At 61.5% G+C, this 11,103-nt stretch carries 6 protein-coding genes; 4 read left to right on the top strand and 2 right to left on the bottom strand.

Features of this window, described 5'->3' with window-relative positions; translation table 11 throughout:
• Positions 1-189 precede the first annotated feature (189 nt).
• Both GIV26_RS26825 and GIV26_RS26820 read right to left on the bottom strand, forming a co-directional pair.
• On the bottom strand, positions 190-1,119 hold the full coding sequence (locus tag GIV26_RS26825) for an AraC family transcriptional regulator (protein ID WP_034127646.1): 930 nt from the start codon (positions 1,117-1,119) through the stop codon (positions 190-192).
• A 72-nt stretch (positions 1,120-1,191) separates the two neighbouring features.
• Positions 1,192-2,481: a glycosyltransferase gene (locus GIV26_RS26820; RefSeq protein WP_236282892.1), complete on the bottom strand. Its 1,290-nt coding sequence runs from the start codon at positions 2,479-2,481 to the stop codon at positions 1,192-1,194.
• A gap of 159 nt (positions 2,482-2,640) precedes the next feature.
• On the opposite strand from GIV26_RS26820, the gene tpx reads away from it, so the two are divergent.
• The 4 genes from tpx (at position 2,641) to GIV26_RS26800 (ending at position 10,873) form a co-directional block, all read left to right on the top strand.
• Entirely contained in the window at positions 2,641-3,141 is a 501-nt protein-coding gene (gene tpx / locus GIV26_RS26815; protein ID WP_043051500.1) for a thiol peroxidase, read from the top strand.
• A gap of 231 nt (positions 3,142-3,372) precedes the next feature.
• Entirely contained in the window at positions 3,373-4,671 is a 1,299-nt protein-coding gene (locus tag GIV26_RS26810) for an MdtA/MuxA family multidrug efflux RND transporter periplasmic adaptor subunit (RefSeq protein ID WP_054921437.1), read from the top strand.
• Positions 4,668-7,769 carry an MdtB/MuxB family multidrug efflux RND transporter permease subunit gene (locus tag GIV26_RS26805; protein WP_014718694.1) on the top strand — a complete coding sequence of 1,034 codons (3,102 nt, stop codon included), beginning with the start codon at positions 4,668-4,670 and terminating at the stop codon, positions 7,767-7,769. Before GIV26_RS26810 ends, GIV26_RS26805 begins: the two co-directional genes overlap by 4 nt.
• Positions 7,766-10,873 carry an efflux RND transporter permease subunit gene (locus GIV26_RS26800; RefSeq protein ID WP_236282890.1) on the top strand — a complete coding sequence of 1,036 codons (3,108 nt, stop codon included), beginning with the start codon at positions 7,766-7,768 and terminating at the stop codon, positions 10,871-10,873. The genes GIV26_RS26805 and GIV26_RS26800 overlap by 4 nt, the downstream gene beginning before the upstream one ends.
• Positions 10,874-11,103: the final 230 nt, after the last annotated feature.

Genomic DNA, 11,103 nt, shown 5'->3' with positions numbered 1-11,103 from the left:
GGGGTGGGTAAGGGCGAGTGCGTTGCAATAATGCTCATGGGGGCCTCATGGGTACGATAAGAAAGCGCGTGGTCAGCAACTGACTTGTAGCTTTTTGGTCATACACAGGGAGGCGTTCCGCCCCAGCTATTACGGGATGTGATCGGGAGAGGCGTGAGAGCGTTCGCCAGATGGCCAGCTTGCGGTTTTTCAACTGAAGTGCGAGGTGTCTACAGGCATCAGGTTCTGCTCCGTCAACCGCTGCATCGCCAACCGTCGATAGTGGGAAGGGGTCATGCCCTTGAGTTGCTGAAAGCGTCGGTTGAAGTTGGAGATATTGTTGAAGCCTGACTCAAAGCACACATCCGTGACGGCCTTGTCACCGTCCGCGAGTAATTCGCAGGACTTGCTGATGCGCAGCCGGTTGACGAATTCGATAAAGGTGCGACCGGTCGCCTGCTTGAACACCCGCGAGAAGTAGGTCGGCTTCATCCCCAGGTATTGCGCCACTTCTTCCAGCGGCAGCTCGCGGGCGTAATGTGCAAAGATGTAATCCACTGCCCGGTTGGTGCGGTCTATGCTGTGCTCGTCGGCCAATTGCGGCGTGGTTACGCCGGACAGCAATTGGTAGTCCTCGCACACGCTCAACACGTCCAGCAAGATAAAAAACTGCCCCAGGCGCGCCATGCCCTTGGCGTCCTCGATGTGTTGCATCAAGGTCATGGCCTGGGTGATGGTTTTTTTGCAGCGAAATTCGATGCCGTACTGCGCGCGCTCCAGCAGCGGTGCGAGGTTCTTGAGTTCAGCAAAAATATGGCTGCCGCTCTCGAACAGGTCATCGGTGAAGTTCACCAGCATGTCACGCTTGGGCACCACTTCGTCTTCTTCCACCTGGCTGATCCAGTTATGGGGCAGGTTGGGGCCGGTGAGGAACAGGCTTTCGGGGTAGAAGTTGCCGATGTAGTCACCGATAAACACCTTGCCGGAGCTGGCGACGATCAGGTGCAGCTCATATTCCTTGTGGAAGTGCCAGCGCACCAGCGGGCAGGGGAAGCCGTGTTGGCGATAGATGATGGACAGGCCGTTGTGGTCGTCCATCAACTCGTAGGAAGGGTCAGTAATGCGCGTTGCTCGGGTCATGCTGCCGTCGCTTTATTGTGATCGCTGCGTAGGATAATGCCCCGTCACGCACGTCCTCGCCAGCAGCAGTGTTTACAGGGTGCGGTTTTTCGCCTCGATCCACTGGGACATATATTGGGTACTTTTATGCGCGTGGTGGCGCAGCATGCTGCCGGTGAAGTTGTCCCTGCGATGGGCAGCGAGGTTGCGGCGACAGCGTTCCAGGCATTCCACCAAGGCGGCCCCGTGGATGTTCTGGTCATAGCGCCGGGCCAGCAGTTGGCGCCCGTGTTCCTGGGCGCGGGTCCAGCGCTCACGGTCCTGATAAAGGGCCACGGCAGCGGCAGCCAGGGCCGGGGCATCCTGTGCAATCACGCCTGGCCAGGGCTGGTCATCGCCCATGGCCTCGGCGCCGATTGGGGTCGTGACACTGGGCGTGCCGCACAGCATGGCGTCGACCAACTTGCCCTTGATGCCCGCGCCAAAGCGCAACGGTGCCAGGCAGATGCGCGCGGCGGTCATGACTTGCAGCGCATCTTCGGCCCAGTTCATTACATGGAAACCCTGGGCCTGATTGTGCAGGGCGGTGGCCTTGGGCGGGGTGTAGGCGCCGTAGATATGCAATTGGGCGCCTGGCAGTTGTTGGCGGATCAGTGGCCACAGGCGGTGCTTCATCCACAGCACCGCATCCCAATTGGGCGCGTGGCGGAAGTTACCGATGCTGAGGAAATGCGCACGGTCTTCAAAGGGCGCAAATGCGTCGGTGGGCGGTTGCAGCATCAAGGGGCACCAGTGGAGCAGGGCGGCAGGCACCTTGAACTGTTCGGTGAGCAGGCGGATTTCCACGTCGGAGATTATCAAGCTGATGTCACAGCGGTAAATGGCGGCGATTTCGCGTTTGGCCAGGTCGGTGTCGGCCATGCGTTGGAACTCGTCTTCCAGCGCCGGCGCGAACAGGGCGCTGAAGTCGTCGCTGTCGGGTTGGGCTTTCACCTGCTCTTTGAGCCGCTGGTGACGGGCGTCGCGCAGGCTTTGCAGGTCGGAGGTTTCCAGCACGCGCAGGGCGTCGGGGCAGCATTGTTCTACGCGCCAGCCGAATTGCTCTTCCATCATGAAACGGTCGAACAGCACGATATCCGGGGCCAGTTCGCGAATAAAGTCGTCGAAACTGCTGTTATTCAGTTCGATGGTGCGTTCGGCGATCCCGAGTGCCGGCAAGTCGGCCTTGTGCTCGCCAATGGTGGCCGGGCTGCTGAAGGTAATGTCCCAACCTTGCGTAAGAAAGCTCTCAAGGATTTGCATCATATGCCCGCCCGCGGCCGAGGAGCGGGGCTCCGGCCAGACGTAACCAATGACCAGGACTTTGGTGACAGGCTGATTCATCGGCAAAGGTTTCCTTGGAGGACGGGCGAAAAGCGCGCAATTAAACCACAACCTGACGACATGACAATTTGTGTCTGGCGGTAGGTAGCGTCGGCACTTTGTGGTTAACTTCCGCCTCTCGAATTTGTTTAACCAAAAACCAGCATAAGGATTCCGTTCATGGCTCAAGTCACCCTTAAAGGCAACCCGGTCCAGGTTGAAGGCGAACTGCCGAAAGTCGGCGCCAAAGCTGCAGACTTCACCCTGACCGCCGGCGACCTGTCCAACGCCACCCTGGCTACCTTTGCCGGCAAGCGCAAAGTGCTGAACATCTTCCCAAGCGTTGATACCCCAACCTGCGCCACTTCCGTGCGCAAGTTCAATGCCCAGGCCAACGATGTGGAAAACACCGTGGTGCTGTGCATCTCCACTGACCTGCCATTCGCCCAGGCGCGCTTCTGCGGCTCCGAAGGCCTGGAAAACGTGAAGAACCTGTCGGATTTTCGTGATTCGGACTTCGCCGTTGATTACGGTGTGGCCATTGCCGACGGCCCGCTCAAAGGCCTGACCGCTCGCGCTGTCGTGGTGCTGGATGAAAACGATAACGTGCTGCACAGCGAGTTGGTCAAGGAAATCGCTGAAGAGCCGAACTACGACGCCGCCCTGGCTGTGTTGAAGTAACTGTTTCTACGTATGACTGTCGTTTGGCAGTAACACGTATGATGCATGATTGCGGCCTGGCCTAGTCCAGGCCGTTTTTATTTGAGCGTCAGCGGTTTAGCGAAATAGCCGGTGGACTAAGATCAGAAGTTAAACGTCGTAAGCCCAAAGTAAATAGCCGGTAAAGGTGCTTTTCTTAAGGCCCCCCAGTGCTTATCTTTCAGCCTCCCAAAGTAGAAGCTCTCGCGCCCAATGGTTGATCACTCCATGCAATCCTCCCCCCGCAACTCCCGCCGCTGGCTGTTTGGCCTGCTCGTGCTGCTGGTTATCGCCGGCCTGTGCTGGAAATTCTGGCCCAGCGGCGCGGCCCATAAAGACGCTCCGGCCGGGCACACGGGTAAAACCGGCATGGCGCGCCCGGGCTTCGGCGGGTCCACTGGCCCAGTGCCGGTGCGCGTGGCCCCTGCAGTGCTGGGTGAGTTCCCGGTGTACTACAAGGCGCTGGGTACGGTCACGGCGCTGAACACCATTAATGTGCGCAGCCGGGTGGGCGGCGAGCTGGTCAAGATCGCCTTCGAGGAAGGGCAAATGGTCAAGGCCGGTGACCTGCTGGCAGAAATCGACCCGCGCAGCTACCAGAACGCCTTGCTCCAGGCCCAGGGCACCTTGCTGCAGAACCAGGCCCAGTTGAAGAACGCCCAGGTCGATGTACAGCGTTATCGCGACCTGTATGCCCAGGACAGTATCGCCAAGCAAACCCTGGACACCGCCGAAGCGCTGGTGTTGCAGTACCAGGGCACGGTCAAGACCAACCAGGGCGCGGTGGACGACGCAAAGCTCAACCTGGAATTCACCAAAATCCGCGCGCCCATCAGCGGCCGGGTCGGTTTGCGCCAGCTTGACGTCGGCAACCTCGTCGCCGCCAACGACACCACCGCCCTGGCGGTAATCACCCAGACCCAGCCAATCAGCGTAGCCTTCACCCTGCCGGAAAATACCCTGGAAACCGTGCTGGCTCGTTACCACGCCGGTAACAAGTTGCCCGTGGAAGCCTGGGACCGTGGCGACGTGAAAAAGCAGGCGGTCGGTGTACTGCAAAGCCTGGACAACCAGATTGACGTCACCACCGGCACCCTGAAATTCAAGGCGCGTTTCGATAACAAGGACCAGGCGCTGTTCCCCAACCAGTTCGTCAATGTGCACCTGCTGGCTGATACCTTGAAGAACGTGGTGCTGGCACCATCTGCGGCGATCCAGTTCGGCAACAATGGCACCTTTGTCTACAAGCTCGACGGCGACAAGAAGGTCAAGGTCCAGCCCTTGGTGGTAGGTGACACCGATGGCGAAAACACCGTGATCAAGGAAGGCCTGGTCGCTGGCGACCGCGTGGTGCTGGAAGGCACCGACCGCCTCAAGGACGGCAGCGAGATCGAAGTAGTCAACGCCAGCAGCGAGGTGCCGACCACGCCGACCGAGCACCTGCAAGGCAAGCCCGCAGCGAAAGGGGAGACCGGGGCTGACGCCGGCAAGGCGCAAAAGGTCGGTTCATGAACCTGTCGCGCCTGTTCATCCTTCGCCCGGTCGCCACCACGCTGAGCATGCTGGCCATTGTCCTGGCCGGCATCATTTCGTACCGCCTGCTGCCGGTGTCGGCGTTGCCCCAGGTGGATTACCCGACTATCCGGGTGATGACCCTGTACCCCGGCGCCAGCCCCGATGTGATGACCAGCGCGGTCACCGCACCGCTGGAGCGCCAGTTCGGGCAGATGCCCGGGCTGACCCAGATGGCCTCTACCAGCTCCGGCGGCGCCTCGGTGCTGACCCTGCGTTTCAACCTCGATATCAATATGGACGTTGCCGAGCAACAGGTGCAGGCCGCGATCAACGCCGCCACCAACCTGTTGCCCAAGGATCTGCCGGCGCCGCCGGTGTACAACAAGGTCAACCCGGCGGATACCCCGGTGCTGACCCTGGCAATCACCTCCAAGACCATGTTGCTGCCCAAGCTCAATGATTTGGTCGACACCCGCATGGCGCAGAAAATCGCGCAGATCAGCGGTGTCGGCATGGTCAGCATCGCCGGTGGACAGCGCCAGGCCGTGCGTATCAAGGTCAACCCCGAGGCCCTGGCGGCCAACGGCTTGAACCTCTCGGACGTACGCGCCCTGATCGCCGCCTCCAACGTCAACCAGCCCAAAGGTAACTTTGACGGCCCCACCCGCGTTTCGATGCTCGACGCCAACGACCAACTGGTCTCGCCCGAGCAATACGCCGAACTGATCCTGGCCTACAACAATGGCGCTCCGTTGCGGCTCAAGGATGTCGCGCAGATCGTCGACGGCGCTGAAAACGAGCGCCTCGCCGCCTGGGCCAACGAGAACCAGGCCGTGTTGCTCAATATTCAGCGCCAGCCGGGCGCCAACGTGATCGAGGTGGTAGACCGTATCAAGGCCCTGCTGCCGAGCATCACCGACAACCTGCCGGCCGGCCTGGACGTGACGGTGCTCACCGACCGCACCCAGACCATCCGCGCCTCGGTCAAAGACGTACAGCACGAGCTTCTGATCGCCATTGCCCTGGTGGTCATGGTGACGTTCCTGTTCCTGCGCCGGGTCAGCGCCACGATCATCCCGTCCATCGCCGTGCCGCTGTCCCTGGTGGGCACCTTTGGTGTGATGTACCTGGCCGGATTCTCCATCAATAACCTGACGCTGATGGCCCTGACCATCGCCACCGGGTTTGTGGTGGACGACGCCATCGTGATGCTGGAGAACATTTCGCGCTATATCGAGGAAGGCGAGACGCCGATGGCGGCCGCGCTCAAGGGCGCCAAGCAGATCGGTTTCACCCTGGTGTCCCTGACGCTGTCGTTGATCGCGGTATTGATCCCGTTGCTGTTCATGGCCGACGTGGTCGGGCGGCTGTTCCGTGAGTTCGCCATCACCCTGGCAGTGGCGATCCTGATTTCCCTGGTAGTGTCCCTGACCCTCACGCCCATGATGTGCGCGCGCCTGCTCAAGCGCGAACCCAAGGAAGAAGAGCAGGGCCGCTTCTACAAAGCCAGCGGCGCCTGGATTGATTGGCTGATCGAAGCCTACGGCCGCAAGTTGCAGTGGGTGCTCAAGCACCAGCCGCTGACGTTGCTGGTGGCGATCGCCACCCTGGGGCTTACGGTGGTGCTGTACCTGGTGGTGCCCAAGGGTTTTTTCCCGGTGCAGGACACAGGGGTGATCCAGGGTATTTCCGAGGCGCCGCAGTCGATTTCCTTTGCGGCCATGAGCCAGCGCCAGCAGGAACTGGCGAAGATCATTCTCGCCGACCCTGCGGTCGAGAGCCTGTCGTCCTACATTGGCGTGGATGGCGATAACGCCACCCTCAACAGCGGCCGCTTGCTCATCAACCTCAAGGCTCACGGCCAGCGCGACTTGAGCGCAGCCGAGGTCATCACCCGCCTGCAACCGCAGATCGACAAGCTGGTGGGCATCCGCCTGTTCATGCAACCGGTGCAGGACCTCACCATCGAGGACAGGGTCAGCCGTACCCAGTACCAGTTCAGCATGTCCTCCCCGGACGCCGAGTTGTTGGCGTTATGGAGCGGCAAGCTGGTACACGCCCTCAGCCAGTTGCCGGAACTCACCGACGTGGCCAGTGACCTGCAGGACAAAGGCTTGCAGGTGTACCTGGTGATCGACCGCGACGCGGCCTCGCGCCTGGGCGTAAGTGTCTCGACCATCACCGATGCGCTGTATGACGCCTTCGGCCAGCGCCAGATCTCCACCATCTACACCCAGGCCAGCCAGTATCGAGTGGTGTTGCAGGCCCAGTCCGGCGAAACCCTCGGCCCGGCGGCCCTCAACCAGATCCATGTGAAAACCACTGACGGTGGTCAGGTACGGCTGTCGAGCCTGGCCCATGTGGAACAGCGCCAGGCGCAATTGGCAATTGCCCATATCGGCCAGTTCCCAGCGGTGATGATGTCGTTCAACCTGGCGCCCGGCGTAGCGCTGGGCAAAGGCGTGGAACTGATCAACCAGACCCAGAAGGACATCGGCATGCCGGTGGGCGTGCAAACCCAGTTCCAGGGCGCGGCCCAGGCGTTCGAAGCCTCGTTGTCGAGCACCTTGCTGTTGATCCTGGCGGCGGTGGTCACCATGTACATCGTGCTCGGTGTGCTCTATGAGAGCTACATCCACCCGATCACTATCCTATCGACCTTGCCGTCGGCGGCGGTGGGGGCCTTGCTGGCGTTGCTGCTCAGTGGCAATGACCTGGGCATGATCGCGATCATTGGCATCATCCTGCTGATCGGTATCGTGAAAAAGAACGCGATCATGATGATCGACTTCGCTCTCGACGCCGAACGCAACCAGGGCCTGGACCCGCAGACCGCGATCTACCAGGCCGCGCTGTTGCGCTTCCGGCCAATCCTGATGACCACCCTGGCTGCCTTGTTCGGCGCGGTGCCTTTGATGCTAGCGAGCGGCTCCGGCGCCGAACTGCGCCAGCCCCTGGGCCTGGTGATGGTCGGCGGGTTGCTGGTGAGCCAGGTGTTGACGCTGTTCACCACGCCGGTGATCTACCTGTACTTCGATCGTCTTGGCCGGCGCTGGCGCAAAGAGCCACAACGCCTGGAGCCGGTTGAGCCATGAACCTGTCCGGACCTTTCATCCGCCGGCCGGTCGCGACCATGCTGCTGAGCCTGGCGATCATGTTGCTCGGTGGCGTCAGCTTCAATTTGTTGCCGGTGTCGCCATTGCCGCAGATCGACTTTCCGGTGATCGTGGTGTCGGCCAGCTTGCCCGGCGCCAGCCCCGAGGTGATGGCGTCTACGGTGGCCACGCCGCTGGAGCGTTCATTCGGCGCGATTGCCGGTATCACCACCATGAGCAGCTCGTCGAGCCAGGGCTCTACCCGGGTGATTCTGGCGTTCGATTCCGACCGCGATATCAACGGGGCGGCGCGGGAAGTGCAGGCGGCCATCAACGCGTCGCGCAACCTGCTGCCCAGTGGCATGCGCAGCATGCCCACCTACAAGAAGATCAACCCGTCCCAGGCGCCGATCATGGTGCTGTCGCTGACCTCCGACGTGTTGCAGAAAGGCCAGTTGTACGACCTGGCCTCGACCATTCTGTCCCAGAGCCTGTCCCAGGTGCCGGGTGTGGGCGAAGTGCAGATCGGCGGCAGTTCGCTGCCGGCGGTGCGCATCGAACTGGAACCCAAGGCGCTCGATCAGTACGGCGTCGCCCTGGACGATGTGCGCAACACCATCGCCAATGCCAACCAGCGCCGGCCCAAAGGCTCGCTGGAAGACAGCGAGCGCAATTGGCAGATCCAGGCCAACGATCAGCTGGAGAAAGCCAAGGACTATGAGCCCCTGCTGATTCGCTATCAGGATGGTGCGGCCCTGCGTCTCAAGGACGTGGCGAAGATCACCGATGGGGTGGAAGACCGCTACAACAGCGGCTTCTTCAACAATGATTCGGCGGTGTTGCTGGTGATCAACCGCCAGTCCGGTGCCAACATCATCGAAACCGTGCGGCAGATCAAGGCGCAGTTGCCGGCGTTGCAGGCGGTGTTGCCGTCCAGCGTCAAGCTCAGCCTGGCCATGGACCGCTCGCCAGTGATCACTGCCACCCTGCATGAGGCGGAAATGACCCTGCTGATTGCCGTGGGGCTGGTGATTCTGGTGGTGTACCTGTTCTTGGGTAACTTCCGTGCTTCGCTGATCCCGACCCTGGCGGTGCCGGTGTCGCTGGTGGGCACCTTTGCGGTGATGTACCTGTATGGCTTTTCGCTGAATAACTTTTCGCTGATGGCGCTGATCCTCGCCACCGGTTTGGTCGTGGACGATGCCATCGTGGTGCTGGAGAACATTTCCCGGCACATCGACGAGGGCGTGCCGCCGATGAAAGCCGCGTACCTGGGCGCTCAGGAAGTCGGTTTTACCTTGCTCTCGATGAACGTGTCGCTGGTGGCGGTGTTCCTGTCCATCCTGTTCATGGGCGGGATCGTCACTAACCTGTTCCGTGAGTTTTCGATCACCTTGTCGGCGGCGATCATCGTTTCGCTGATTGTCTCGCTGACCTTGACGCCCATGCTGTGCGCCCGCTGGCTCAAGCCGCATGCGAAGGACCGGCAGACCGGTTTGCAACGCTGGAGCCAGAAGGTCAACGAGCGCATGGTCGCCGGCTACGCCACCAGCCTGGATTGGGTGCTGCGCCATCGGCGCCTGACCTTGCTCAGCCTGTTGGTCACCGTGGGCGTGAATATTGCGCTGTACGTGGTGGTGCCCAAAACCTTCATGCCCCAGCAGGACACCGGCCAGTTGATCGGCTTTGTACGCGGTGACGATGGCCTGTCGTTCAGCGTCATGCAGCCGAAGATGGAGATTTTTCGCCAGGCGGTGCTCAAGGACCCGGCGGTGCTCAGTGTGGCCGGCTTTATCGGTGGCAACCAAGGCACTAACAACGCAGTGATGCTGGTGCGCCTCAAGCCGCTTGGCGAACGCAAGATCTCCGCCCAGGCGGTGATCGAGCGCCTGCGCAAGGAGGTGCCGCTGGTGCCGGGCGGGCGCTTGTTCCTGATGGCCGACCAGGACCTGCAGTTCGGGGGCGGGCGCGACCAGACCAGCGCGCAATATTCCTACATCCTGCAAAGCGGCGACCTGGCCGCGTTGCGCCTGTGGTACCCGAAAGTGGTGGCGGCGATGCGTGAGTTGCCGGAGCTGACCGCCATCGACGCCCGCGAAGGACGCGGCGCGGCCCAGGTGACGTTGATTGTCGACCGCGACCAGGCCAAGCGCCTGGGCATCGACATGGACATGGTCACGGCGGTGCTCAACAACGCCTACAGCCAACGGCAGATTTCCACCATTTACGACAGCCTCAACCAGTACCAGGTGGTGATGGAGGTCAACCCCAAATACGCCCAGGACCCGATCACCCTCAACCAGGTGCAGGTGATCACGGCCGACGGCGCACGGGTGCCGTTGTCGACCATTGCCCACTATGAGAACAGCCTGGCCGACGACCGCGTCAGCCATGAAGGCCAGTTCGCTTCGGAGAATATCGCCTTCGACATGGCGCCCGGGGTCACGGTGGAGCAGGGCACGGCGGCTATCGAGCGTGCGATTGCCAAAGTCGGGTTGCCCGAGGATGTAATCGCCAAGATGGCCGGCACTGCCGATGCGTTCGCCGCGACCCAGAAAGGCCAGCCGTTCATGATTCTCGGCGCGCTGGTGGCGGTGTACCTGGTGCTGGGTATCTTGTATGAAAGCTACATCCACCCGCTGACCATCCTGTCTACGCTGCCGTCGGCCGGTGTCGGCGCGTTGTTGGCGATCTACCTGCTGGGGGGCGAGTTCAGCCTGATCTCGCTGCTGGGTTTGTTCCTGTTGATCGGCGTGGTGAAGAAGAACGCGATCCTGATGATCGACCTGGCGCTGCAATTGGAGCGCAACGATGGCATGAGCCCGCTGGAGTCGATCCGCAGCGCCTGCCTGTTGCGCCTGCGGCCGATCCTGATGACCACCCTGGCCGCGATCCTCGGTGCCTTGCCGTTGCTGCTCGGCAGTGGTGATGGTGCGGAGATGCGCCACCCGTTGGGCCTGACCATTATTGGCGGCCTGGTGTTCAGCCAGGTTCTGACCCTTTACACCACCCCGGTGGTTTACCTTTACCTGGACCGCGCGCGCCATCGCTTCAACGCCTGGCGCGGCGTGCGTACCGATGCTGCCCTGGACACTGCGCTATGACCGACTCAACCCAATCCCTCGTAGCTGCGGGCCTGCTGTGGCGAGGGAGCTTGCTCCCGCTGGGCTGCGAAGCGGCCCCCAAAAAGCCTGGGAGTGCTTCGCCCTCCACCGGGAGCAAGCCCCCCCCCCCCAATAAAGCTGTCGGCAAAGGCATGAAGGTATTTGGCGGGGTGGTATGTGGGGTGTTTCTCAGCGCCCGCGCCCTCGGCCCTGACTACAAACACCCCGGG

The organism is Pseudomonas sp. PA-1-3F (genome assembly GCF_021609665.1).
Lineage (GTDB): Bacteria > Pseudomonadota > Gammaproteobacteria > Pseudomonadales > Pseudomonadaceae > Aquipseudomonas > Aquipseudomonas paracarnis.
This window is presented reverse-complemented; position numbering and strand designations above follow the sequence as displayed.

What these genes read in the sequence shown, in the direction of transcription:
- GIV26_RS26820 (WP_236282892.1), bottom strand. Translation starts at nt 2,481, where the DNA reads ATGAATCAGCCTGTCACCAAAGTCCTGGTCATTGGTTACGTCTGGCCG.
- GIV26_RS26805 (WP_014718694.1), top strand. Translation starts at nt 4,668, where the DNA reads ATGAACCTGTCGCGCCTGTTCATCCTTCGCCCGGTCGCCACCACGCTG.
- GIV26_RS26810 (WP_054921437.1), top strand. Translation starts at nt 3,373, where the DNA reads ATGGTTGATCACTCCATGCAATCCTCCCCCCGCAACTCCCGCCGCTGG.
- GIV26_RS26800 (WP_236282890.1), top strand. Translation starts at nt 7,766, where the DNA reads ATGAACCTGTCCGGACCTTTCATCCGCCGGCCGGTCGCGACCATGCTG.
- GIV26_RS26825 (WP_034127646.1), bottom strand. Translation starts at nt 1,119, where the DNA reads ATGACCCGAGCAACGCGCATTACTGACCCTTCCTACGAGTTGATGGAC.
- tpx (WP_043051500.1), top strand. Translation starts at nt 2,641, where the DNA reads ATGGCTCAAGTCACCCTTAAAGGCAACCCGGTCCAGGTTGAAGGCGAA.